We start from the raw sequence: 23,213 nt of genomic DNA, 5'->3' as shown, positions 1-23,213 counted from the left end.
TGTTGCGACTAACTTATCACCTTTAAAGTCTTCTGCACAAATCTTGCTTTCTCAATCGCCTTTTCTCTATCCGCATCTACTATCGTCACATGTCCCATTTTGCGGAACGGTTTTGTCAGCGCTTTTCCGTAAAGGTGAATATACACACCCGGCACTTTCAGTACTTTCTCTATTCCCTTGTAAACGGCGGGGCCTTCGTAGCCGGCTTCGCCTAAAACGTTTACCATAATGGCGTTGTTAAGGCAGGCGGTGTCGCCTAATGGCTGGTTAAATATGGCTCTTAAATGTTGCTCAAATTGCGATACCACGTTGCCCTCAATGGTTTGGTGGCCGCTGTTATGTGGGCGGGGGGCCAGTTCATTAACCAATATTTTGCCGTTTTTATCTAAAAACATCTCAACGGCTAACAGGCCAACAATTTTCAGGCTTTCGGCTATTTTTTTGGCTATCTGCTCTGCTTCCTGCTGCACTTCAAATGGCAGGGTTGAGGGCGAAATTAAAAACTCAACCAGGTTGGCTTCCGGGTTAAACTCCATCTCGACCAGCGGGAAGGTGCTTACTTCGCCATTTTCGTTGCGGGCTACTATTACGCCTATTTCTTTTTCAAAATCAACCCATTGCTCTATCAGGCTGGGTTCTTTAAAAGCTTTATCCAGGTAACTTTCATCAACTACCTTGTACACGCCTTTACCATCGTAACCATCCCTGCGGAGTTTTTGAATATAAGGAAAAGGAATGGTGCTTTGCTGTAATTCCCGGGGCGATGATATGATTTGGAAATCGGCTGTAGGAATATCGTTTTCTTTGAAGAATTGCTTCTGCAAACCTTTATCCTGTATCAGCCTGATGATGCGCGATTGGGGGTAAACCAGTACACCTTCTTTCTCCAGCTGCTCCAGCGCATCTACATTTACCTTCTCAATTTCGATGGTAAGCAAATCAACAGTTTTGCCAAAGTTGTATACGGTTTCGTAATCGCCTAACGATCCTACGGTAAACTCGTCGCAAAGTTTGCGGCAGGGAGCTTCCCTGTCGGGATCGAGGATTTTAACCGTAACATTATAATTTATAGCCTGTTGTATCAGCATGCGCCCCAACTGGCCGCCGCCTAAAATACCTAATTTTAAATCTCCGTAAAATGCTTTCATTTGATGTTGCAAGTTTACCTGAAATCTTTCAAAAACCCATAACCTGCTTTTATATCTGGGTTGTTATCCTTTTTTTACCCTCAGGTAGTAAAAAACGCTGTGCACTATTAAAAAAACGAACCCGGTTAACAGGTAAATTACCTTATACTGCGGGGGCAGCTGCATGGTAAATATGGTTACGATAAACGCTATCGACCCGCCAAAATACAGCGGCAACCTTACCGGCAGGTTATTCCAGTAAGCTGGGTTTACCAGGAATAATGATGGCAGCGACATTATAAAAACAATAATGTTGAGCAATACTATCCCCTCGCAAATTTTAGGCAAAGCGGTGGAGTAGTCGGCCCCCTTTTGGGTAACGGCGTAATAAATGCTGTTAACTGCTATTGATAAAATGACAGAAAATATAACCGTTTTAAATAGCTGCCTGGCGAGTACTTTCATAGTTGAATGTTTTTTGAGCATAGCCCGCAGGCCATGTTTTGTATGCAGCTGCAAAATAAGGCAATAGCTTGCTTAAAGCTTTAATATCAATGTCACAAAATTACATAAGCGATCTTTCAATCTTCTTCAACAATATTATCAGGTGTTAATCTCCTGAAAAACATAAAGCATAGTACAATTATCTGCGAAATTACCTGTGTGGCATAAAATTCTTTATCGCCGTATTGCATCTTCGAGCCAAACAGCACATAACCCAAAATAGCAACGGGCGTAATAAAACACGCTATAAATGCTTTACTTTTTTTGTTTTTAAAGTTTATAGACATAAAAAGGCCCGGGATCCAGAGCAAAGTTAGCGGGAGATTGAGAAAAAACGCTCCGATTAAGGTTATGGGTATCAAGTGACTATCCAAATCGCCCTTAACCGTAATTAAAAAGAATACAAAACTGAGCACGATGGATAATAGCACCGAAAAAAGGTATTGAAATAAAAGTAATTTCCAGATTTTCATAATATATATAACAAGCCCCGGAAGGCCGAACGGCAATTTTTTAAAACTACATTTTTATTGCCGAAATAGAAATACCGAATAAAGACCGCGATGCCCGCCCGTGAATAAGTACCTTTTTTAGGTAGTTTTTCTGTCCTGCCCTCCCCTTATTCAACAATCAATTGCACCTTCAGCTTGAATTTCTGTCAAAAAAAATCGCAGCATCCACACCTGTTTAACCTATTCAAATTCAAGAAATTCGCGTTCTTTTCCAATTCGTGCAATTCACCCCAATCCGTGCAATTCGTGTCTATCTAAAACCTTTTGTGTAATTATTAGTTATAACATCAGTATTAATTCACTAATTATATAACTTAAAAGAAAATACTATCAGAAAAACTGCTACTCATTTACATTTAATTTACGAACAAAATCAAAAAGAAAGATGAACATGAAAAAGTCAGTTTTAATTGCTGTGGCCGCGTTAGGCATCGGATTTTTATCGAACAACGTTATGGCGCAAACCCAGCAAACAGATACAACTAAAACAGCCCCTGCAACTACAACCGCCGCTCCTGCTGCCGCATCGGGCGATGTAGTTGGCGTTTTAAGCAGCACTACAGATTTTGCTCCATTAGCACTGGCCGTTAAAACTGCCGACCTGGAACCTGAATTAAAAGGCCCCGGCCCATTCACTGTATTTGCACCAAATGATGTAGCATTCAGCAAAGTGCCAAAACCCACTATGGACGATTTGACTAAGGACCATGGTAAACTGGCCAAAGTGCTCAAATACCATATAGTTGCCGGTAAATATACCAAAGCCGATATTATTAAAGCTTTGAGCGCCGGCAAAGGGAAAGCAGTGTTAAAAACAATAGACGGTGATAGCCTTACCCTATCGGTAAACGATAAAAGCAATTTGCAAATTGTAGACTCCAAAGGGAATGCAGCCTTAGTTATATCGTTTGATACCATGGCTTCAAACGGCGTTATCCACGGCTTAAATGGCGTGCTGATGCCGCAATAATTAGCATCGATGCGCTTAATACAAGGCATCCCGGTATAATTACGGGGATTAATGATCAATTTTAAATCCAAAGGGTTTGGCAGTAAAACGCCAGACCCTTTTTTATTGGCTGCTATTAATCAACCAAACTCGTGTTGTTCAATTTATAAACCAGTTGCCCGTCTATCGCTTCCGAATAAGTAAATCCGCTGCGCTCTAATAGTTTTACCGATGGCTCATTTTGTGGCATTGGCCAGGCGGTTATAGTTTTAAGCAGCATATTGTTAAACCCAAACGCTATAACCTTCTCAATGGCCTCGCGCATAAGGCCCTTGCCGTGGTATGCTGGCAGCAGTTCGTAGCCAATCTCGGCTGTTGCCGCCTCGTAGTCAAAATTCCAACAGCAAATGGTGCCAATAACGCCGGGAGTGTTTTCTAATTGGATAACCCAGTACACGCCTTTCCCGTCAAGCCTATCCTTTTTGCGGGCCTGGATGAATTGATTAATAGCTTCCATCGTTTGCTGGTTGCTGCGTCCTATAAAACGGTTTATAGCTTCATTACTGCGGATGGCTAAAAGCTGCTCACTATCTGCATGTACAAGTTCCCTTAAAACCAATCTGTCGGTTTTTAATTGCGGGAAAACGGCCGATGGAAAAACGATACTCATTATTTTTTAGGCGAAAATTTACCTTTCCAGTATTTATTATCGGCAATAAGCGCAACGGGTATACCAATACAAATGATAAGGATAACCAACCCGGTTAAAGCTACATGCACTTTAATGTGATGGTAACCAATTTTACTTAAGGGCACTACAACCAGGTTCATTACCAACCAAACTATAATGCCGTATACAACGGCGATAATGTATTTATTACGGATAAGTTTATCAAAAAAAGGGTAAAGCAGGTAAAACGTAGCTGTAAACAAAAACGCTATAAGGTAATGAAAAAACACACCAGCCACTACCATTTGCGTGCCGCTGGTAAAAGCCGCTTTGCCAAATACAGCGCTTGCGATAAATTCAAAAATAACATCGGCGCCCACCTTGGGGTTGGTAATAAAACTCCAGATGATGGCTGCCATACCATCAAGCGTGCCGGTTAAAAAACTAAGCCAGAAAATAGTAGGCAAGGCATCTTTGAGCTTTGATGGTTGGTTTTGTGCTGCCATGGCGGTTTATTTTATGGTATAAAGTTATACTTTTTATAAAAACCATACGAACAGGGCCTTTTATTTTTTATCTGTAAAAAAATATTAAAACTGATGCTTATTTTTATGCGGATGAATGCTACCAACATAATTGAAATACCCGGCCTTGTTACGCAAAAAATAACCCGAAAGCTGGTATTTAACACAGATGGCATTACTATACAAAAAAATTCACCGTTTGCTTCTTCTGCTTTTTTGCCTGCCGCCAATATTGCGGCTTTCAGGTATGGGGTTAGCTGGGTAAGAGGCTATAAGTTTGTTTTTGGCCGCCAGTATTTTATCGAGGTACAAAACTACGAGCGTAAAATTTCGCGCATTAAACTGGGCAGTTATTACGGCGTCCGTAAAGAAATATATGGCAGGCTTTGGAATGATATTATACAGCAGCTATGGCAAAACTACTTTGTAAACCTGTTTAACTATTACCACGACCTGTACAAAATTCACCAGACTTTTGAGCTTTGCGGTATCAGTTTCCATTTTGCCGGTATATGTTGGGACCAGCAAGACATTTTACCCTGGCACACCATAGCCGTTAGCAGTTACAGCACCTATTTTATGATTTACAACTGCCAAAACAAAAAGCAGTGCAAAAGCAAAAACTTCGCCAACGACTGGAACGCAGTGATATTACAGGTACTGCTGAAAGAGATTGTTAAAGAGCGTAATGTGATGCTATCGTAACGATTAAAAAAACACTGTAGAGACGCATCACATGCGTCTCCCACCATGCAGGCCAACTTTGAAGACGCAAACTTAAACGCGGGAGACGCATGTGATGCGTCTCTACGAAAAAAAAATCCCTACTTCAAATACTCGTCCAGCCAGGCAAACACTTTATTCCTTACATCTTCCGCATCAAACATTACCCCATAGTGCGGGGCGTTGGGCACAATAATCAATTCATTTTTTACGGCGGCAAGCTTGAGGTGCAAACTGAGCGAAATAGATTGGCCGGGGTTTACAGATTCATCCTTTTCGCCTTGCACAATCAGGAATGGCGGGTCGTTTTTATCAACATAAGTAACCGGACTGGCTATTTTTGCCAGGTCGGGCCGGTCGAACACCCTGGCGCCAAGCAACAAGGTTAGCGGGCTGTTAGGGTCGGTTGATTCATTGCCTTTTATCGACAAAAAGTCCGACGGCCCATAAAAATCAAGTACCAGCTTAATTTTAAACGACGGCTTTTTGCCATCAGCATAAAATGCTTTAATATTATCGTTATTGGATAAACCCATCAGCGAAGCCAGGTGCCCGCCTGCCGAAAACCCCATGAGGGCGATTTTATCCTTATCCAGTTTGTATTTAGCCGCGTGCTGGTATAAAAACTCCACCGCCTGGTTACAATCCTGAATCTGCGCCGGGAAAGGCGCGGTTGTGCTGTGGCGGTAATCTATCGAGGCTATGGCATATCCCCTATCAATAAAGCCTTTAAGGGTTTCGGTCATGTAGCCCATATCGGCATATTTATCATTCAGCATCCAGGCACCGCCATGAACCCAAACAATAAGCGGGTAGCTGCTTTTTACCACCGGCGGCAGGTAAATATCCAGCAGGTGTTTTTTTAACGTGTCGCCGGCGTAGTTAATATCGCCATACAGCACTGTCCCCTTGGGGAAAAATGGCTGTTTGGGGGTAGATGTTTGGGCAATAGCGCAATTGCTGAACAGCAGGATTAAAACGATAAGCTTTTTCATAATTTATTGGTTGCTTAAAGATAGGTTTTAGATTGATGTTTTTTGCCTGAAAATTCATTGTAGAGACGCATAATTGCGTCGCACGCCAGACAAGTGAACTTTGTAAGCGTAAACCTAAACGCGGGAGACGCAATTAAGCGTCTCTACATTTTGCGGCACTTACGTTATTTGAATTTTGCAAACTATGGTTTGAAATTCGTAACCTGCCGATGCCTGCCTGTACGCATCTTTGTGATATCAATTAAAACAACACCATGAATTTATCTGGCAATAAAATATTAATAACCGGCGGCGCAAGCGGCATTGGCCTTGGGCTTACCGAACGGTTTATACAGGAAGGCAACACCGTTATAGTTTGCGGCAGGCGCGAGTCTGTTTTACAGGAAACAGCCGAAAAATACCCATCGGTAATTACAAAAGTAGCCGATTTATCTACAGAAGCCGGCCGCGAGGAACTTTACAACTGGGTTGCCGAAAACCACGGCGATACAAACGTACTGGTGAACAACGCCGGCATCCAAAACTGGATGAAAATTACCGACGATGATTTTTTTGCCCGCGCGAAGGACGAGATAGCCACCAACATTGAAGCCCCGCTGCACCTGATGTCGTTATTTTTGAATTTAAAATCCCTGAGCACGGTTATGAATGTAACATCCGGTCTGGCGTTTGTGCCGTTTACCAACGTACCCGTGTATTCGGCAACCAAGGCTTTTTTCCATTCGTTTACGTTATCGGCACGGCACCTGTTAAAAGCCAGGAATGTTGAGGTAATAGAAATTATTCCACCCGCGCTAAATACCGACCTGGGCGGCAAGGGCCTGCACGATGCCCACCCACCGGTAAGCGCTTTTATCGAAGCTATATTTGAACAACTGAAGGACGGCAAAACCGAACTAACCTTTGGCTTTAGCGAAACAATGGCCAACGGCGGCCCGGATGTGATAAAAGGGGTATTTGCGCGATTGAACCCGGAAGGGTAACCCACTCATTTGTCATTTCGAAACGAGGTACGAGTGAGAAATCTTTTACGATATACAATCCGACGTTATAAATTGAATGCAGTGCGTATAAGATTTTTCGCTACGCTCAAGAGGTAGTTTTCTCTTCGCGCTACCGTGTATGTCTTGTCTTGTTCATTGTATGACAAGTCTGTAATTCGCTGATTCCTAACCATAATATATTATAAACAACCCCTTTGTCATTCTGAACGTAGTGAAGAATCTATTAACCGACAGGCATCGCCGACAGAAAAGTTCGCGAATAGATCCTTCACTACGTTCGGGATGACAATTACCTTATTCAATGTCATTCTCCCTTCAGAGTTTCGCGAAACTTTACAACTACCCGTGATATATTGGAATTTACATAGGCATTCGTTTGACCGCTTCCGTTTTAAGTTGCTTCTCAAATTGATCGGGGACTATAAGGACCTCCTTGGTTTTTAATTATCATTCTTCACCAGGCATCGGCTCGTTTAAAAACCCTTTGAACACCGACCACGACACCTTGTCAAAATTTTCATTAGTAGCTATTTTCCCTCCAAATGATGTCAATAGTTCTTCAATCCCGGTGAGCCCAAAATCCGCTGCGCTCCATTTAGGTGTGTAGCCGTCCGAACAAACAACGTTAGGGTTAGCTCCTTTGCTTAGTAGTAATTCAACAATATCCAAATCTCCCCTCATCACCGCCCAATGCAAAGGCGAATTACCCAACTCATCAAGTTCATCTAAATTAGTATCCGGGGTAAGCACAGCCTTAACATTTTCTATTTCTCCGCTCAATACCTGCTGATGAAACGGAAATTTTATCACAGCAGCGGTTTTCTCAGGATTATCGCGCACCAACTCCTGCATAAAGGAATATTCTTCAGCAGGTAACTTCATCTTCGCTGCAATATCGCTTATCAATAAATATACGTCGTTATCTATCCCGATATTATACTCATGCATTTGGGTTATCAGGATTTCGAAGCATAATCCATATTCGTTATATTCCAGGTATTCTTTAGAGTTATCTAAATCGCGCTGGTTAAGTCCCAGTATTTTAGCAATACTAAGTAATGATAGTACCTGATCTTTTAAACTTTTCTTTTTCTTAAACCACTTTATCATGATACCGCCTTCTAATGATTTATAATGACTAATCAGTATGTATGGGAAGCTGCAAAAATTGTTAGCGTATAAAAACATCCAAAATAAATCACAAACAGAATAAAATCCAAAAAAGTTACGCTTCTGTTGGTAAAAAGATCCTTCCAATCCTTGGTTGGCATTGCCAATTCTTGGTTTTGAATTTTAAGGCTTACGATCCTTTGCAGTTGATATAGAATTAATAAAACAATAGTATTTAGCAAAAGCCCCCTTGATCGTTCGTAAAAGGGATCATTTTTCAAAAAGCAATATATGCAGATATGTACAACTGCAAACCCAATCCATATAAAATAGGATCTGAGATTTTTTAAAGAGCTGTAATTCAGAAAATAGTTAAGCAATTGAGGAGCAACAGTATAAAATATTAAAACCTCGTTTTTAGATTTATCAGCACCACAATGTAAATATAGCAAAACACCAATTGTAGCTGTCCCATAAACTAAAATAAATAGTACATCCCAGGGATTAAATGCCTCAAAATAAAATAAAGGTTTTGGTTTAGGTTTTCTTCCGGTCATTTCTTTACGCCCCTATCAACCGCTCCCCTTCAATCTTCTTCTGCAATTCCAAAATAGCGCCAATCAAAGCTTCGGGGCGGGGTGGGCAGCCTTGTACGTACACATCAACCGGGATAACCCTATCTACACCTTTCACCACGTGGTAACCGTGCTGCCAGTACGGGCCGCCGCAGTTGGAGCATGAGCCCATGCTGATCACGTATTTAGGTTCGGGCATTTGCTCGTACAGGCGCTTGATGCGTTCGGCCATTTTAAAGGTAACCGTACCTGCTATAATGATCACATCTGCCTGGCGGGCTGATGGGCGGGGGAATACGCCAAAACGGTCAAGATCGTAAGTGGATGCCATGGAACCCATCATTTCAATAGCGCAGCAGGCTATCCCAAAACTTAGAGGCCACAGGGATGATAAACGCGCCCAGTTAAGCAGGTCGTTCATTTTGGTGATCACTACACCGCCGTCTTCGCTGGTTATATCGCTACTCATTTGTGGGCTTTTTAAAGGTGGGTTTAAACATGGGCTTGCGTACCGGGGCGGCCTCCGCAGGTGCTTCGGCAGCAACAGGTTCAGGTGCAGCAACCGGTTCGTTAGTCAGGCTAAATGGTTTTACAACAAATTTGCCCTGCTCCAGGTTCAGCTGCTCGTAAAACGACAGCGGGATGTTTACATCAGTTGTGGGTACGGTTGGTTTGGCTTTTATCCATTCCAAATCGCCTTTGGCCCACACGTAAACCAGGCCCAATATCAGGATGCCTAAAAAGATAAACATCTCGGCCAGCGAGAACCATCCCCAGCGGTTATCGGCAGCAATCAGCTCGTGGTTGCCAAAAACGGTAGCCCAGGGGAATACAAACACCATCTCGACATCGAACAATAAAAATATTAAGGCGATAACATAAAAACGCGAATTGAAGGGCAGCCAGGCATTGCCGGTAGGCTCCTCGCCACATTCATAGGAAGTTAGCTTCTCGTAATTGGGGTTGCTGGGGGCCAGTAACCGGTTGAAAAAGAATATCACGCACACCATTATTATCCCGGTGATAAGAAAGATGAGTATCTTTCCAAATTCTGATATTTGCGAAACCTCGGTCATGACAACAAAATTAACAAAACAAACAGATTTTGACGCAATAATTATTGGCGGCGGCGCCTGCGGCCTCATGTGCGCGGTGCAAGCCGGCTTTTTGGGCAAGCGTACCCTGGTGCTGGAAAAAGCCGACCGGGTAGGTGCCAAGATCCTGATAAGTGGTGGCGGCCGCTGTAATTACACTAACCTGTACGCTACCGACCAGCAATTTATATCGCAAAACCCACATTTTTGTAAATCAGCCTTTTCACAATGGACGGTGGACGATACCATCAGTTTTTTTGAAACCTACGGCATTACAGGCAAAGAAAAAACTTTGGGCCAGCTGTTTCCCGAAAGTGATAAGGCTAAAGATATAGTAGAGGTGTTCACCAATCTATGTGCCGATATGGAACAGGATATCTGGTGCAATGCCGAGGTGAAAATGGTTGAAAAAACTGACGGTGGTTTTACCGTTCGGGTTGAGGTTAATGGCAAACAGGAATTTATAAGCGCGCCCAATGTGGTTATAGCAGCCGGCGGATTACCCATCCCCAAAATGGGCGCTACCGATTTTGGATTGCGTACTGCCCGCCAGTTCGATTTAAAAATAGCCGATACCGCCCCCGCCCTGGTACCGCTTACCATTACCGGCAAAGATCAGCCCTGGTTTGAGCAGCTGAGCGGCAACAGCATTTTTTGCCGCGTTTGGAACGACAGGATCAGCTTTGAAGAAAACATATTGTTTACCCACTGGGGATTGAGCGGCCCGGCCATATTGCAGATCTCATCCTACTGGAAACCTGGCGAAACCATCAACATCGACCTGCTCCCCAACCAAAACATTGCCGACCTGATTCAGCAGGAAAAAGAAACCAACGGCAAAAAAATGCTGCTGGCCTACCTGGCCGGCCTGTACACCCGCAAATTTGCCGAGGCATTGAGCGACAGGCTGCCGGTAGAGAAAAATCTGGCATCGCTCACCAAAACCGAGATTGAAGATATTAGCCTGCTGATACACGAGTTTAAAGTAAAACCCGCCGGCGATAAAGGCTACGACAAAGCCGAAGTAATGCGCGGCGGCGTATCAACCGACGAGCTATCGTCCAAGACCCTCGAAGCTAAAAAAGTACCCGGCCTGTTCTTCGGCGGCGAATGTGTAGATGTAACCGGCTGGCTTGGCGGCTACAATTTTCAATGGGCCTGGGCCAGCGGGTTTGTGATAGCGCAGAATTTGTAGCTCTTTTTTTATTCCCTCCCGGCGGGCTACTGTGTGTACACATCTTTAAACCAAAAGAAAATGTCATTTCGAACGAGGTACGAGGAGAAATCCTATACCACATGCATTCAACCATGCAAATTTGCAAGCATGACGTATAGGATTTCTCCTCACGCCAACGCTCAATGCCCGCCCCGGTTCGTTCGAAATGACATTTTTCTATTTATTGATAAGTTTCCAAAACTTGTGTACACACAGTAGCCCCCACGATAGGGGTGCGGTTGAATTGCGCGCAAAGGCAGGGAGGGGTTTATACAAGCGACGAGTAAAAAGCGGCTTGAACGCCTGACGAGACCCCTACCTCCTCCTTCCCCAAGGAAGGAATCGCGCAGGCCCCCGCTCTTTAAGGGTTCCTTCTACCTTTCCACTATCTCGTAATTCCTATACTCCCCTATCCGCCAGCCGGTATACTTCTCTACAAACTGCAAAAACTTACGTCTAAAAGTCATCGCTTTGCGCAGTTCTTTGGTGCTGAAGTCGATATTCCAGTTGGTGGCGGCAATGCGTTTTTGTATAGGTGCGGGATGCGTGTTGGTAAAGCGGACCAGCTTATCGGCGTTGCTGTAATCAAACTCAAAAGTTTCGGGCAGGTTTTGCTCCATCCAGGCATCGTCGTGGTAAAACTTGTTGAAGTTGCGGATCTTGTTATTTAATCCCTGCGGGGGTTTGGCCCAGCCGTAGTGGTAAATGTACGCGTCAATCAGCTTTACTTTAATCTTCCGGTCGTTAAGGCGGAAACCCTGCGCATCCCGGTAGGCATGGATGCCTTTAATGTTTTTTACCAGGCGAATCTCGCGGCGATACCACCTGCGCGAATCGCCGTAGTAATCATAGGAGCCGTAAAAGTGAAGGTATTTAAACAGCAGGCCCTCGATGTTGGGTTTGTTAAGCGCAGCCTCCATCTCCTTTTTGATAAGGGGATGGTACTTTTCATGCACCGCCTCATCGCCCTGGATGTAAAATGCCCAGTCGCTATCCGGCGATATGGCCGCGAAGGCCTTATCCGTCTCCACCGCGAACACCCGGCCGCCATCTTTCAGCGAATCATCCCAAATAGTATCGATGATCTTGATTTTTGGCGATCCGATGGCCTCGATCAGTTGGCGTGTGCCATCATCAGAATTGCCGGCGGCTACGATAAACTCATCGCAAAGGGGCAAAATGGAGCTGATAGCCTCCACAATTGGATAATCGTTTTTAACCGCGTTTCTGATAAAGGTAAATCCGGATACTTTCATTAGGGGCAAAGGTATTTAAAATGTGATTGGTGTTCAAAAAAGCTTTGCAATGCCATAGGTAAAGAACCGTTGACATGCCGGGTGAAGACTCATCCGAAGGTCATCACCGAGTTAGTTCACCCTCTTTATTCAACTTGCCTGACAGGATAGTTGTGCGTTATGAATCGGATTATTTTAAACAGGAAATTGTAAAATCGTTATATAAGCCGACTCTAACCGTCGAACTCAATACTCAACACTCACTACTCAACACTGACTACTCACCACTTAAGCCACAGCTATGTCATTAAATCAAAAAACACTGCAGCTTATAGCTATAAACTGGCTATTTCATGGATATTTATGCAAACCGATGCGGTAACAAATTGGTTGGTAAATCATCAAAGCATAAAAATTATCCGTTGGAAACTATCCTTAATATTCAAGATCTCAGTAAAACATACCAAAGCGCCGGGCGTACGCTCACCGTGCTTGATAATATCAACTTCGCCATCACTGAAGGCTCTACCAATGCTATTGTCGGGCCATCGGGCAGCGGCAAAACTACCCTGCTGGGGCTATGTGCCGGGCTGGATAGGTCAAGCACCGGATCGGTGGAGCTAAATGGCATCAGCCTGGGCAATTTAACCGAAGACCAGCGCGCGCAGGTGCGTAACCAATATGTGGGTTTTATTTTCCAAAACTTTCAATTGCTGCCAACGCTTACCGCTTTAGAGAATGTGATGGTGCCGCTGGAGTTACGAAACGAAAAAAATATTAAAGCACGTGCACTGGATTTGCTGGACAAAGTTGGCCTTGCCGACCGCGGGCATCACTATCCATCGCAGCTATCAGGTGGCGAGCAGCAACGGGTATCGCTGGCCCGCGCGTTTTCAAACGCGCCCAAGATCCTTTTTGCCGACGAGCCAACCGGAAACCTTGATGCCGAAACCAGCGAAAAGGTGATTAAACTCATCTTCGACCTGAACAAAGAGGCCGGTACTACCCTGGTTGTAGTAACCCACGACCTTGACCTTGCGGCCAAAACACAACGCATCATCAGGATAAAAGGCGGCAAGCTGGTATCCGACGAAAAAACAATTAACGGGTAAGTTATGGACACCAATCCGGTTAATTATAAACGAAAAACAAACGTTGCCTGGCTATTTAACATGGCCTTGCGCGATAGCAGGAAAAACCGGTCGAGGTTGTTCCTGTTCATATCGGCCATTGTATTTGGTATTGCTGCGCTGGTGGCTATCTACTCGTTCAGGTACAATGTGCAAAACGATGTAAATGGCCAGGCCGCAACCCTCATTGGTGCCGATTTGCTGATATCGGGCAATAAGCCTGCGGATGTTAAACTGAAGAAGATGCTCGACTCGCTGGGCGATAAAAGATCAACCGAGCGGAGTTTTGCATCGATGGCCTATTTCCCCAAAAGCAAGGGCACCAGGCTGGTACAGATCAGGGCTTTGCAGGGCGATTACCCTTACTACGGCGCTATAGAAACCACGCCCGAGATTGCCGGCACCTCTTTTAAGCAAGGCCAAACTGCGCTGGTTGATAAAACGCTGATGCTGCAATTTGGCGCCAAGGTTGGCGACTCGGTGCGCATAGGCACCGAACATTTCCTGATAGCAGGCGCGTTAGATAAAGCCCCCGGGCAAAGTGGTGCCATGGCGGGGATAGCGCCGGTGGTGTACATCCCGATGCGATACCTGGAGCAAACCGGCCTCATGAAAACAGGCAGCCGCGTAAATTATACCTTTTACTACAAGTACGACCATAAAGTTGATATGGAAAAGCTAACCAAAAAGCTGGACCCCATATTAGATAAAAATGGCATGAACTACGATACCATTGAAACCCGCAAAGAAAACACCGGCAGGGCATTTGGCGACCTGGGCCGTTTTTTATCGCTGGTGGGCTTTATTGCCTTGTTGTTGGGCTGCGTGGGTGTAGCCAGCGCTATTCATATTTATGTACGCGAAAAGATAGCCTCGATAGCCATTATGCGTTGTTTGGGCGTTAAAGCATCCGAGGCGTTTTTGATTTACCTGATACAGATAGTTGGCATCGGGCTGATAGGCTCCATAGCGGGCGCAGCTTTAGGTACGGCCATACAGCATTTACTGCCCCTGGTTTTTAAAGACTTTTTGCCCTTCACTATTTCTGTCGAGATATCGTGGCTGGCTATTGGTCAGGGTATTTTATTGGGGGTAATTATATCAATATTGTTTGCTTTACTGCCGCTGATATCGGTGCGTAATATATCACCACTAAATACGCTGCGCATGTCATTTGACGAAGCAGGCCGCAAACGCGACCCTTTAAGCTGGCTGGTTTATTTACTCATCATCGTGTTTGTTTTAGGCTTTACCTATTTGCAATTAGATAGCTGGATAGGCAGTATCTTTTTCACCATCGGTATTTTAGTGGCCTTTATGATATTGGCCGCCGTGGCCTGGTTGCTGATGCGCGTGATGAAACTGCTTATCAACAGCGGCTGGAGCTATTTATGGCGACAGGGCTTTGCCAATTTATACCGGCCAAACAACCAAACTTTAATCCTGATGGTTTCCATCGGGCTAAGTACGGCCTTTATTTGTACGTTGTTTTTTATCCAGAGCATCCTCATCAGCCAGGTGAATTTATCAAGCAGCGGCAATCAATCCAATATGATTTTGTTTGATATCCAAAAAAGCCAGAAGGATGCCGTAGCCGATGTAACCCGCAAAAATGGGTTGCCGGTTTTGCAACAGGTGCCCATAGTAACCGTGAGGTTAGAGCAGATAAACGGCAAAACCGCGGCCGACGTAATTAAAGATACCACCATCAAAATCCCCCATGGCGTATTTGCCTGGGAATATAGGGTAACGTTTAGGGATACATTATCCTCATCAGAGAAACTGCTGGATGGCAAATGGATAGGCAAGGCCGAAGCCGGGAAAGACATCCCGGTATCGGTAGAAGAAAACCTGCAAAAACGCGCGCACCTTAAAATTGGCGATAAGCTGGTATTTAACGTTCAGGGGGTACCGATGCCTGCGTATGTAGCCAGTGTGCGTAAAGTTAACTGGGGCAAAGTGCAAACCAATTTCCAGGTGGTATTCCCTACCGGGGTACTGGAAGATGCTCCGCAATTCCAGGTGCTGATGACGCATGTGCCCTCAAGCAAGGTATCGGCGGCATTTCAGCAGGCTGTGGTAAGGCAATTCCCCAACATATCCATTATCGATTTGGGTTTGGTATTAAGTATTTTGGATGAATTGTTAAGCAAAATCAGTTATGTGATCCGTTTTATGAGCGCGTTCAGCATCATTACGGGTATAGTGGTACTCATTGCCTCGGTACGCATCAGCAAGTACCAGCGCATACAGGAAAGCGTTTTATTAAGAACATTGGGGGCCAGCCGCAAACAGATATTGGCTATAACAGCATTGGAATACCTGTTTTTAGGCAGTTTATCGGCATTAACAGGGATTTTAATAGCCGTGGCAGGTACATGGTTTTTAGCAAAATATAGTTTCGAGATCCCTTATTCGGTTAGCTTTGTGCCTGCGTTGATTTTATTTTTCATCATCGCTTTGCTAACCGTAATTATTGGATTGTTAAACAGCCGGGGCGTGTTGAACAAACCGCCTTTAGAGATATTAAGAACAAACGCTTAACCGCGTTGTATTAGTTTTATGAACAAAGTAAAGATCTTTTTTATGCTTGCGGCCACATTTGCTTTGGCAAGTTGCGGCGGTGGCGATAAATCAAACTCCAATACATCAACACCGGCAGATACTGCCGCGAAGTCTGCTGCATCGGCACAAGTGCAAACTATTTTATTTTTTGGCGATAGCTTAACTGCGGGCTATGGGTTGGATGACCCGGCAGATGCCTTCCCCGGTGTTATCGCAAAAAAAATAGATTCGCTAAAACTACCCTATAAGGTGATTAACGCCGGGGTAAGCGGCGAAACATCTGCCGGAGGCAACGGCCGGATAAATTGGACCTTGAAACAAAAGGTTGATATATTTATACTTGAATTAGGAGCAAATGACGGCCTGCGCGGCATATCGCCTACCGAAACTACCAAAAATCTGCAATCTATTATTGATAAGGTAAGGGCAAAATACCCGGCGGCCAAACTGGTAATGCTGGGCATGCAGGTACCGCCAAATATGGGCGCCGATTATGTAGACAAGTTTAAGGCGGTGTTCCCCACATTGGCCACTAAAAATAAAATGGCGCTGGTGCCATTCCTGTTACAAGGCGTAGGCGGCCACCCCGACCTTAACCAGGGCGATGGCATCCATCCAACCGAAAAAGGCGCTAAAATTGTTGCCAGGAATGTTTGGGAGGTTTTGAAAGGTGAGTTGGATAACGACTAAGGCGACATATTAGTAACAGTACCATTTCGAAAACGACAGAGGGTTGTGCGATTCCTTCCTTGGGGAAGGAGGAGGTAGGGGTTTATGAACCGTTTACGTATAAGTTTCATAATCGCGCGGCGAAACCCCTCCCTGCCTTTGCGCACGACGTCGGCCGCACCCCTCCCGTTGGGAGGGAATAAAAATCTTCCAACAACAATATTTTCAAAAGTGCTCAATCCGTAAGCGCCTGGTAAACCATCGCCCTGAATTTATCCTGGAAGGCGTTGTGCGGCAATGGCCAGTTCTGAACAAATAACAGGCATACCAGGTGTTCTTTCGGATCAACCCAATACAGGGTGCCAAAAAAACCGCCCCAGGCAAATGAACCTTCGCTTATGCCCAGCTTTTTTGAACTTATGTCGGTTGTCAGGCCAAAACCCAGGCCAAATTTCTCTTTACCGGGGTTAATGTACAGGTCGCCAATCTGGTTGGTGGTCATTAGTTCAACGGTGTGCCGTGCTAATAAGCGCTGACCGTTATAAACGCCGCCATTCAGCATCATTTGCAAAAAAGTGGCATAATCCTTAATTGTAGATGTTAAACCGGCACCGCCCGCATAATAGGTACCATTAACAGTGGGGTAATCGGCGCTAAGGCCCTCAAAAGTAGATGCATTCCACTTAATAAGATGGTCTTTTTTATCGGGAGTATACACGGCCACCAGCCTGTTTTGCTTGGCTGTGGGGATATAAAAATAGGTATCCTTCATCCCAAGGGGATCAAAAATGCGTTCTTTCATAAACTGGTCTAAGCTTTTGCCCGATAGTTTTTCAACCAGGTAGCCTAAAACATCTATGTTAAGGCCGTAAGTCCAGCGTTCGCCCGGCTGGTGCTCCAACGGTAATGGGCCCAGTTTTTTCATGGCATCGGCCAGTAGTATTTTATCGGTAACAAAGCCGGCCGGAATATGGGCTTTGGCATAAACGGCATTCATCGTAGGCGAGCCGATCTGAGCATAGGCTATGCCCGAAGTATGGGTAAGTAAATCGCGAATGGTAATTTCACGCCTGGCAGGGACAGTGGTATAAGTTGTATCTTTAGGATTGAAGGTGTCTATCACCTTTGGATGAGCAAACGCTGGCAGGTATTTGGAGATAGGATCATCCAGCAAAAACTTACCTTCTTCAAAAAGCATCATTACAGCTACACTGGTAATTGCCTTTGTTTGCGACGCGATGCGAAAGATAGCATCGTTATTCATCAACTTTTTTTGTTCAACATCGGCCATGCCGAATGATTTATAATAAATCATTTTGCCGTTACGGGCTATCAACCCTACTGCCCCATTAATATAGCCCGAATCGATGGTTTGCTCAATCATGTTATCAATGCGCTGCAAACGTTCTGTAGAAAATTTTTCATTGGCCGGTGTACCAATTTGCAAAGTATTACCCTGCGCAAGGGCATCAGCAGCAAACGCAACAAACAGCAGTAAAGCAACAATCTTTTTCATATCCCGGGGAGAGGTTTATAATTTGGATACAAAGTAGGATTTTTTGCTTAATAAAACGAAATGTGTAGCTAAACAGACTACTACTTTTTATTGGGGCATCGGCTTCATCCGCCGAAACATTGCATAAAAAAAGCCGCCCGCAAAGGCAGCTTTTTCATTTATATATATGGGGAGATGAATTGTATTATCTGGTATCAGCAGAAAGCTTATTGCCTTACACCAAACCCACCGCGGTTTCCGGCAAATTCGCGTCCGCCGCCACGGTTGCCATGGTCCTGGCCACCGCCGTTGCTTCCGCGGTCATGACCGCCACCCTGGTTTTGGTTTCCATGATCCTGGCCGCCGTTATTAGGTTGTCCGCCCCCGTTGCCATGGTTTTGGTTTCCGTGATCCTGGCCACCATTGTTAGGCTGCCCGCCCCAGTTACCATGATTTTGGTTGCCGCCACCGTGGTTATCATTGTTGTTTGGCCTGCCACCCCAGTTGCCATGGTCGCCCCTGTTATCGGGCCTGCCACCCCAGTTGCCACGGTCGCCCCTGTTATCGGGCCTGCCACCCCAGTTACCACGGTCGCGGTTATTGTCTCTTGCGTTATCCCATCCACGGTTATTGTTTCTGTTATCATGGCCCTGATAAGCATATCCTCCATCATTCCTTCTTTCAAAACGATGGCCCCAGTTACCGCGATCTCCGCGATATCCGCCCCACCTTTGCCTGTACACATCATGGTGCATGTAAGCGCGGTTTCCACGTACCTCGTACCTTACAGCGGTACGCCAGTCATAGTTGCGGTATGCGCCTGGCAAGTAAGCACAAGTTACCCAGTTGCTGCCATTATTATAATAGTAACTGTGGTTTGATATGCTGTAATAAGCTTCTACTTCAGGCAAATAGTAGTAATCATCGCTATCATCGTTATAGTTTACCTGGGCGTAATCGTCATTATAAACCGGTTGCTCTTCAACCACAACAGGCGGAGGGCTTGGTACATAAACACGGTGAGCAGGAACATTAAAACCTACATGTATTGATAATTGAGCGTTTGCTTTATTAGCTATTAACCCACTCATTGCTATTGCTGATACTATGATTAACTTTTTCATTTTGTTAAATTTTATATAGCTATGACCCCCAGCAATGGCAATGGTTTAATCCATTGTTGCTATATATGTTACAACTGGTATAAATCAGTACTTAATTTGTTACCGGTATCGATTGTGAGAAATTTAATTTGGCGGGGATGTGCACGGTAGGTGAAAGTTAATTGGCTACATAACTTTTATACACAATAGGGGAACGCTTAGAGGGGCTAAGCCTATTAGGAGTACATTGTATGGAAGTTACAATCTTTAACAATTACTATTAAGGTAAGAAAGATAATCATTTGCCTCGTCACGATCAATAGCAGTAAATGAAGATCAGCAGTTTAAGAGGCTGTTTAAAACTAAAAAAGGTCCGTTACTACTGCATACCTACCCATGACGTATTGACATTCACATAAACGTTCGCTTGAACGCAGGCTAAGACTCACCCGGTCGAGGCTACGCCCGACCACCCTCTCTTCACCTGCGGTGGAAAGAGGGTTTTTGTTTCTAATTTTTTGACAATCAAATATTTACTCAACATGTTTCCAAAACCCTCTTTGCGGCGGAGCCGGAGAAGTCGCCAGCGTAGCGTAGCCGGGGTGAGTCGTAGCCGCCATGCGATATACGTCATTCTCCCTTTTTACCCCTCGCGTGGATATGTGCTTCATTCGAGGTATAAACACCAATAAACCATTTTATACAGCAGTTTAAGATTCTCCCAACAACCCTAATTGTCATACAATTACTACAAATCAGATTTCGGGATTCCCTGTATATTTATTTATTTTGATAATCAATCAGAAGCCATGAAAAAAAGAAACATCGTATGGACAATGCTGCCTGTTGCAGCTATTGCCGGCGCTATACTGCTTAACAGTTGCAAAAGCGGCAACCCCGATAATAAAAAAGGTAGCGATACTACCGGCACAACTACAACTGCGACAAATGCCGGGCTTAAGCTTCCGGCTGGTTTCAGCGCAGCCGCAATTGCCGAGAAATTGGGCGGTACCAGGGAAATAGCCATTACGCCACAAAACAACATTTATGTAAAGCTTAACACCATAAAAGATGGCAAAACCATTTTGTATTTAACACAGGATGGTGATAAAGCCACTTTGAAAACAAGCTTTGGCGATTATAAAGGCACCGGTGCCTTTGTAAAAAACGGCTACCTGTATGCATCGTCCGACCAGGAAGTTTTCCGTTATAAATTGAATGACAAGAGTGAAGTAATTAGTCCCGATCAGCCAGAAAAAATTGTGACCGGCCTCTTAAGCCGCAATGAGCACGAGGCCAAAGCCATAACGCTTGATAACGATGGCAATCTGTATGTTAATATTGGTGCGTACTCCAACGCCTGCCAGGTAGCCGATAGAAAAAAAGGCTCGCCGGGCCAAAAAGGCTGCCCTATTTTAGATTCGGCAGGTGGCATCTGGCAGTTTAAAGCCGATAAGCTTAACCAGCACTATGGCGATGGCATCCGTTACGCCACCGGTTTACGCAATGTGGTTGGGATGGACTGGAACCAGCAAAATAACCAGCTTTTTGTGATGCAACATGGCCGCGACCAACTTCACGACCTGTTCCCGGAATACTTTACCACCAAGCAATCGGCAGATTTGCCTGCCGAGTGTATGTACGCCATTAAAAAAGGCGATAACGCCGGCTGGCCATATATGTATTACGACTGGCAGCAAAACAAAAAAATATTAATGCCCGAGTACGGAGGTGATGGCAAAAAGGAAGGCGGCGAAACGGCCATAAATCCGGCGGCCGCATTTCCCGGCCACCTGGCGCCCAACGGCTTATTGTTTTACACCGGAAGCCAATTTCCCGAAAAGTATAAAAACGGCGCTTTCATCGCTTTTCATGGTTCGTGGAACCGTACGCCAGAACCGCAGGCCGGTTATTTTGTAGTTTTTCAGCCGTTTAAAGATGGCAAGCCAAGCGGCGCATACGAGGTATTTGCAGATAATTTTGCAGGAAGTGCCGAAAAAGCTGCCAAAGGTAGTGCCGAGCATCGCCCATGCGGACTGGCGCAGGGACCAGATGGCGCACTTTATGTAACCGACGATAACCAGGGAACCATTTACAAAATCACGTATAAAAAATAATAATGGACTTAAAAAAAGCCCCTTTACTATTACTGCTATCTATTTTTATAACTACAGGCTTACAGGCGCAAGCCAGGAAACACAAAGCTGCGGGCAAACAACCATCGGCTGCACTAAAGGCATCCATGGCAGCCGGGGCCCCAATATTTGCCGAAAACTGTGCCGCATGCCACCAGGCAGATGGTATGGGGATACCCAGCATGAACCCGCCCCTGGCCAAAACCTCTTTTGTTTTGGGCGATAAAGCCAAACTGATTAAAATAATATTAAACGGTTTTAGTGACGATGTAGATATCAATGGCCAGCGCTACTCTAACACCATGGCAGCTCATGACTTTTTAAAAGACCAGGAAATTGCCGATTTGCTCACCTACATCAGAAATAGCTTTGGCAACAAAGCATCGGCCGTAAGCACGGCGCAGGTTAAGGCAATAAGGGCAGCGAATATGAAATAGAAAGCCTCACCCCAGCCCTCTCCAAAGGAGAGGGAGCAGAAGTTTATAAACATAAAAACTGGCTTTTGGCCGGTTTTTATGTTTACGTGATTTCCATACTGCAAATCAAAAGCCCTCTCCTTTGGAGAGGGTTGGGTGAGGCCTCTTACTCCGTTATCTGGTAAGTATAAGCCAGCGTATGCTTCATTTTTGAGCGGATGCGTTTGATGCTTTGCTCAATATCAATTTTGTCGTTATGGTCGGTTACTTCCATAAAGGCTTTTTGATAGTTAATTAAGGCTTTTGTCCAGTCTTTGCTTTTTTCGTGGAACAAGCCAAGCAGGCTGTAAACTTCGGCGGTATCAACTCCGGGCGTATTCAGGGCTTTAACAGATACGTTGTTTACCAGTTTTTCCATATTCAAAAACACAAGCAAATCAAGATAGTGTGTATAGTTATCCGGAAATGAAGGTTCCAGTTCCATACAGGTTTTGAAGTGGTAGCCTGCGGTTTGGTAATCTTTCACTTCGTAATAGTATAACATACCCAGTTGGTGGTGGGCACGCGCGTATAAAGGATCGTTGCTGATAATTTCGTTCAGTAATTTAAGCCCTTTGGTAGTTTTACCATAAGAGAGTTTATCCACGGCCTGCAAATACTTTTCTTCGATAGTATAATAAGTGTCCATAAATTTTGTATTGTATAAAATTGTGCTAAAAATCAGCACTTTTTGTAATTAATAATGATGCGTAATAAAAATGTTTCGGTATTAAAAGTATGGTTACTATACCGGGGTGGAGAAGCGTATGATTGATGCATAACCCTTCTGCTGCAGCGCCATGGGCCACATTATAGTTTTACAGAATGAATTTTTAAACAGCATCATTTATTTTTTTACAAATTTACAATTAATGTGGCAATTTGCAAAATGGGGGATTGGGAGGACAATTTAGGCTAAATCTCTAATGATAACTACTACAACCGTCCGTCGAAAGGCGAACGTGTATACAAATCTTTTGGATCTCATCAATTAATAAAACCAGTTGTCATTTCGAACGAACCAGCGGCAGATTGTGCGAAAGGGGGTGAGGAGAAATCTTGAACGTCCAGCATTCCGATAGCCTGGTTTGGATGCAGCACGTTCAAGATTTCTCTTTCGCGACCCCTCTATTCCCCCACAAGCTCTATCGAAATGACAATTTTCTTTGGTAATGATGCCAAAAATAGTTGGTGGAATTAGTTAAAAAAAGCAGTATATAGCAAATGCAGATATAAGAGTACCCAGGCTCTGCAGAGGTGCAACCTGCCAGCAATAATATTTGCGAACGATACCATGGCCGGACGAAAGTCCGGCTTTTTTTATTCATGGTAGAGTTCAAATATGGCTAAGAAAACCTATTGCCATTTTGTTTATTCTTGAGGAACAAGTACCATAGAATAAACTCTTTTCTATCTTTTCTAT

Annotated in this window: 23 protein-coding genes; 9 read left to right on the top strand and 14 right to left on the bottom strand. The window is 44.6% G+C overall.

Going from position 1 to position 23,213, the window contains the following annotated elements; translation table 11 throughout:
* Positions 1-8 precede the first annotated feature (8 nt).
* From AC1DU2_RS22715 to AC1DU2_RS22705, 3 genes are all read right to left on the bottom strand, one after another.
* The gene (locus tag AC1DU2_RS22715; protein ID WP_477361422.1) at positions 9-1,148 is read right to left on the bottom strand and encodes a 5-(carboxyamino)imidazole ribonucleotide synthase; all 1,140 of its coding nucleotides are present in this window, start codon (positions 1,146-1,148) and stop codon (positions 9-11) included.
* Between the two features lie 63 nt (positions 1,149-1,211).
* Complete coding sequence (locus tag AC1DU2_RS22710) at positions 1,212-1,592, bottom strand: hypothetical protein (protein ID WP_477361419.1); 381 nt, start codon at positions 1,590-1,592, stop codon at positions 1,212-1,214.
* A 116-nt stretch (positions 1,593-1,708) separates the two neighbouring features.
* Positions 1,709-2,104: a hypothetical protein gene (locus AC1DU2_RS22705; RefSeq protein WP_477361417.1), complete on the bottom strand. Its 396-nt coding sequence runs from the start codon at positions 2,102-2,104 to the stop codon at positions 1,709-1,711.
* Between the two features lie 430 nt (positions 2,105-2,534).
* On the opposite strand from AC1DU2_RS22705, the gene AC1DU2_RS22700 reads away from it, so the two are divergent.
* The gene (locus AC1DU2_RS22700; protein ID WP_477387086.1) at positions 2,535-3,113 is read left to right on the top strand and encodes a fasciclin domain-containing protein; all 579 of its coding nucleotides are present in this window, start codon (positions 2,535-2,537) and stop codon (positions 3,111-3,113) included.
* A 115-nt stretch (positions 3,114-3,228) separates the two neighbouring features.
* On the opposite strand, the gene AC1DU2_RS22695 is transcribed toward AC1DU2_RS22700, so the two are convergent.
* Positions 3,229-3,762: a GNAT family N-acetyltransferase gene (locus AC1DU2_RS22695; protein ID WP_477387084.1), complete on the bottom strand. Its 534-nt coding sequence runs from the start codon at positions 3,760-3,762 to the stop codon at positions 3,229-3,231.
* Positions 3,762-4,268 carry a hypothetical protein gene (locus tag AC1DU2_RS22690; protein ID WP_477387082.1) on the bottom strand — a complete coding sequence of 169 codons (507 nt, stop codon included), beginning with the start codon at positions 4,266-4,268 and terminating at the stop codon, positions 3,762-3,764. Before AC1DU2_RS22690 ends, AC1DU2_RS22695 begins: the two co-directional genes overlap by 1 nt.
* A gap of 93 nt (positions 4,269-4,361) precedes the next feature.
* Between AC1DU2_RS22690 and AC1DU2_RS22685 the strand changes: the two genes are divergently transcribed.
* On the top strand, positions 4,362-4,991 hold the full coding sequence (locus tag AC1DU2_RS22685) for a hypothetical protein (protein ID WP_477387080.1): 630 nt from the start codon (positions 4,362-4,364) through the stop codon (positions 4,989-4,991).
* Between the two features lie 119 nt (positions 4,992-5,110).
* Here AC1DU2_RS22685 and AC1DU2_RS22680 read toward each other — a convergent pair whose 3' ends face one another.
* Positions 5,111-6,004, bottom strand: a complete 894-nt coding sequence (locus AC1DU2_RS22680) for an alpha/beta hydrolase fold domain-containing protein (protein ID WP_477387078.1) — start codon at positions 6,002-6,004, stop codon at positions 5,111-5,113.
* Positions 6,005-6,258: 254 nt separating this feature from the next.
* Between AC1DU2_RS22680 and AC1DU2_RS22675 the strand changes: the two genes are divergently transcribed.
* Positions 6,259-6,987: an SDR family oxidoreductase gene (locus tag AC1DU2_RS22675; protein ID WP_477387076.1), complete on the top strand. Its 729-nt coding sequence runs from the start codon at positions 6,259-6,261 to the stop codon at positions 6,985-6,987.
* Positions 6,988-7,455: 468 nt separating this feature from the next.
* On the opposite strand, the gene AC1DU2_RS22670 is transcribed toward AC1DU2_RS22675, so the two are convergent.
* From AC1DU2_RS22670 to AC1DU2_RS22655, 4 genes are read right to left on the bottom strand one after another with little or no spacing between them, the layout of a single operon-like run.
* Positions 7,456-8,118: an ankyrin repeat domain-containing protein gene (locus AC1DU2_RS22670; protein ID WP_477387074.1), complete on the bottom strand. Its 663-nt coding sequence runs from the start codon at positions 8,116-8,118 to the stop codon at positions 7,456-7,458.
* Between the two features lie 32 nt (positions 8,119-8,150).
* Positions 8,151-8,675, bottom strand: coding sequence for a hypothetical protein (locus tag AC1DU2_RS22665; RefSeq protein ID WP_477387072.1), 525 nt, complete (start codon positions 8,673-8,675; stop codon positions 8,151-8,153).
* 4 nt (positions 8,676-8,679) lie between these two features.
* Positions 8,680-9,162 carry an NADH-quinone oxidoreductase subunit B gene (locus AC1DU2_RS22660; RefSeq protein WP_090653327.1) on the bottom strand — a complete coding sequence of 161 codons (483 nt, stop codon included), beginning with the start codon at positions 9,160-9,162 and terminating at the stop codon, positions 8,680-8,682.
* Positions 9,155-9,769 (bottom strand): NADH-quinone oxidoreductase subunit A, encoded by a 615-nt coding sequence (locus tag AC1DU2_RS22655; RefSeq protein ID WP_477387069.1) that lies wholly within the window; start codon positions 9,767-9,769, stop codon positions 9,155-9,157. Before AC1DU2_RS22655 ends, AC1DU2_RS22660 begins: the two co-directional genes overlap by 8 nt.
* On the opposite strand from AC1DU2_RS22655, the gene AC1DU2_RS22650 reads away from it, so the two are divergent.
* Entirely contained in the window at positions 9,768-10,982 is a 1,215-nt protein-coding gene (locus tag AC1DU2_RS22650) for a BaiN/RdsA family NAD(P)/FAD-dependent oxidoreductase (RefSeq protein WP_477387067.1), read from the top strand. The genes AC1DU2_RS22655 and AC1DU2_RS22650 overlap by 2 nt on opposite strands.
* Before the next feature lie 395 nt (positions 10,983-11,377).
* On the opposite strand, the gene AC1DU2_RS22645 is transcribed toward AC1DU2_RS22650, so the two are convergent.
* A complete protein-coding gene (locus AC1DU2_RS22645; RefSeq protein WP_477387065.1) occupies positions 11,378-12,259 on the bottom strand; it encodes a glycosyltransferase family protein in 882 nt (293 codons plus the stop codon).
* 332 nt (positions 12,260-12,591) lie between these two features.
* Here AC1DU2_RS22645 and AC1DU2_RS22640 point away from each other — a divergent pair, with 332 nt between their 5' ends.
* From AC1DU2_RS22640 to AC1DU2_RS22630, 3 genes are read left to right on the top strand one after another with little or no spacing between them, the layout of a single operon-like run.
* Positions 12,592-13,350 (top strand): ABC transporter ATP-binding protein, encoded by a 759-nt coding sequence (locus AC1DU2_RS22640; protein ID WP_477387063.1) that lies wholly within the window; start codon positions 12,592-12,594, stop codon positions 13,348-13,350.
* A 3-nt stretch (positions 13,351-13,353) separates the two neighbouring features.
* The gene (locus AC1DU2_RS22635; protein WP_477387061.1) at positions 13,354-15,912 is read left to right on the top strand and encodes an ABC transporter permease; all 2,559 of its coding nucleotides are present in this window, start codon (positions 13,354-13,356) and stop codon (positions 15,910-15,912) included.
* Between the two features lie 18 nt (positions 15,913-15,930).
* The gene (locus AC1DU2_RS22630; protein WP_477387059.1) at positions 15,931-16,623 is read left to right on the top strand and encodes an arylesterase; all 693 of its coding nucleotides are present in this window, start codon (positions 15,931-15,933) and stop codon (positions 16,621-16,623) included.
* Positions 16,624-16,837: 214 nt separating this feature from the next.
* Here AC1DU2_RS22630 and AC1DU2_RS22625 read toward each other — a convergent pair whose 3' ends face one another.
* Complete coding sequence (locus AC1DU2_RS22625) at positions 16,838-18,118, bottom strand: serine hydrolase domain-containing protein (RefSeq protein WP_477387057.1); 1,281 nt, start codon at positions 18,116-18,118, stop codon at positions 16,838-16,840.
* A gap of 206 nt (positions 18,119-18,324) precedes the next feature.
* The gene (locus AC1DU2_RS22620; RefSeq protein WP_477387055.1) at positions 18,325-19,221 is read right to left on the bottom strand and encodes a hypothetical protein; all 897 of its coding nucleotides are present in this window, start codon (positions 19,219-19,221) and stop codon (positions 18,325-18,327) included.
* 788 nt (positions 19,222-20,009) lie between these two features.
* On the opposite strand from AC1DU2_RS22620, the gene AC1DU2_RS22615 reads away from it, so the two are divergent.
* Complete coding sequence (locus tag AC1DU2_RS22615) at positions 20,010-21,317, top strand: PQQ-dependent sugar dehydrogenase (protein ID WP_477387053.1); 1,308 nt, start codon at positions 20,010-20,012, stop codon at positions 21,315-21,317.
* A 2-nt stretch (positions 21,318-21,319) separates the two neighbouring features.
* A complete protein-coding gene (locus AC1DU2_RS22610; protein WP_477387051.1) occupies positions 21,320-21,772 on the top strand; it encodes a c-type cytochrome in 453 nt (150 codons plus the stop codon).
* A gap of 145 nt (positions 21,773-21,917) precedes the next feature.
* Here AC1DU2_RS22610 and AC1DU2_RS22605 read toward each other — a convergent pair whose 3' ends face one another.
* Positions 21,918-22,439: a tetratricopeptide repeat protein gene (locus tag AC1DU2_RS22605; RefSeq protein WP_090653004.1), complete on the bottom strand. Its 522-nt coding sequence runs from the start codon at positions 22,437-22,439 to the stop codon at positions 21,918-21,920.
* Positions 22,440-23,213 lie beyond the last annotated feature (774 nt).

This window comes from Mucilaginibacter sp. P4_C11 (genome assembly GCF_056402115.1).
The sequence above is the reverse complement of the archived record's forward strand: the minus strand, read 5'-3'. Positions and strand labels throughout refer to the sequence as shown.

What these genes read in the sequence shown, in the direction of transcription:
- AC1DU2_RS22630 (WP_477387059.1), top strand. Translation starts at nt 15,931, where the DNA reads ATGAACAAAGTAAAGATCTTTTTTATGCTTGCGGCCACATTTGCTTTG.
- AC1DU2_RS22610 (WP_477387051.1), top strand. Translation starts at nt 21,320, where the DNA reads ATGGACTTAAAAAAAGCCCCTTTACTATTACTGCTATCTATTTTTATA.
- AC1DU2_RS22640 (WP_477387063.1), top strand. Translation starts at nt 12,592, where the DNA reads ATGGATATTTATGCAAACCGATGCGGTAACAAATTGGTTGGTAAATCA.
- AC1DU2_RS22715 (WP_477361422.1), bottom strand. Translation starts at nt 1,148, where the DNA reads ATGAAAGCATTTTACGGAGATTTAAAATTAGGTATTTTAGGCGGCGGC.
- AC1DU2_RS22650 (WP_477387067.1), top strand. Translation starts at nt 9,768, where the DNA reads ATGACAACAAAATTAACAAAACAAACAGATTTTGACGCAATAATTATT.
- AC1DU2_RS22675 (WP_477387076.1), top strand. Translation starts at nt 6,259, where the DNA reads ATGAATTTATCTGGCAATAAAATATTAATAACCGGCGGCGCAAGCGGC.
- AC1DU2_RS22690 (WP_477387082.1), bottom strand. Translation starts at nt 4,268, where the DNA reads ATGGCAGCACAAAACCAACCATCAAAGCTCAAAGATGCCTTGCCTACT.
- AC1DU2_RS22660 (WP_090653327.1), bottom strand. Translation starts at nt 9,162, where the DNA reads ATGAGTAGCGATATAACCAGCGAAGACGGCGGTGTAGTGATCACCAAA.
- AC1DU2_RS22605 (WP_090653004.1), bottom strand. Translation starts at nt 22,439, where the DNA reads ATGGACACTTATTATACTATCGAAGAAAAGTATTTGCAGGCCGTGGAT.
- AC1DU2_RS22700 (WP_477387086.1), top strand. Translation starts at nt 2,535, where the DNA reads ATGAAAAAGTCAGTTTTAATTGCTGTGGCCGCGTTAGGCATCGGATTT.
- AC1DU2_RS22710 (WP_477361419.1), bottom strand. Translation starts at nt 1,592, where the DNA reads ATGAAAGTACTCGCCAGGCAGCTATTTAAAACGGTTATATTTTCTGTC.
- AC1DU2_RS22695 (WP_477387084.1), bottom strand. Translation starts at nt 3,762, where the DNA reads ATGAGTATCGTTTTTCCATCGGCCGTTTTCCCGCAATTAAAAACCGAC.
- AC1DU2_RS22665 (WP_477387072.1), bottom strand. Translation starts at nt 8,675, where the DNA reads ATGACCGGAAGAAAACCTAAACCAAAACCTTTATTTTATTTTGAGGCA.
- AC1DU2_RS22670 (WP_477387074.1), bottom strand. Translation starts at nt 8,118, where the DNA reads ATGATAAAGTGGTTTAAGAAAAAGAAAAGTTTAAAAGATCAGGTACTA.
- AC1DU2_RS22705 (WP_477361417.1), bottom strand. Translation starts at nt 2,104, where the DNA reads ATGAAAATCTGGAAATTACTTTTATTTCAATACCTTTTTTCGGTGCTA.
- AC1DU2_RS22645 (WP_477387065.1), bottom strand. Translation starts at nt 12,259, where the DNA reads ATGAAAGTATCCGGATTTACCTTTATCAGAAACGCGGTTAAAAACGAT.
- AC1DU2_RS22620 (WP_477387055.1), bottom strand. Translation starts at nt 19,221, where the DNA reads ATGAAAAAGTTAATCATAGTATCAGCAATAGCAATGAGTGGGTTAATA.
- AC1DU2_RS22635 (WP_477387061.1), top strand. Translation starts at nt 13,354, where the DNA reads ATGGACACCAATCCGGTTAATTATAAACGAAAAACAAACGTTGCCTGG.
- AC1DU2_RS22625 (WP_477387057.1), bottom strand. Translation starts at nt 18,118, where the DNA reads ATGAAAAAGATTGTTGCTTTACTGCTGTTTGTTGCGTTTGCTGCTGAT.
- AC1DU2_RS22685 (WP_477387080.1), top strand. Translation starts at nt 4,362, where the DNA reads ATGCTTATTTTTATGCGGATGAATGCTACCAACATAATTGAAATACCC.
- AC1DU2_RS22655 (WP_477387069.1), bottom strand. Translation starts at nt 9,769, where the DNA reads ATGACCGAGGTTTCGCAAATATCAGAATTTGGAAAGATACTCATCTTT.
- AC1DU2_RS22615 (WP_477387053.1), top strand. Translation starts at nt 20,010, where the DNA reads ATGAAAAAAAGAAACATCGTATGGACAATGCTGCCTGTTGCAGCTATT.
- AC1DU2_RS22680 (WP_477387078.1), bottom strand. Translation starts at nt 6,004, where the DNA reads ATGAAAAAGCTTATCGTTTTAATCCTGCTGTTCAGCAATTGCGCTATT.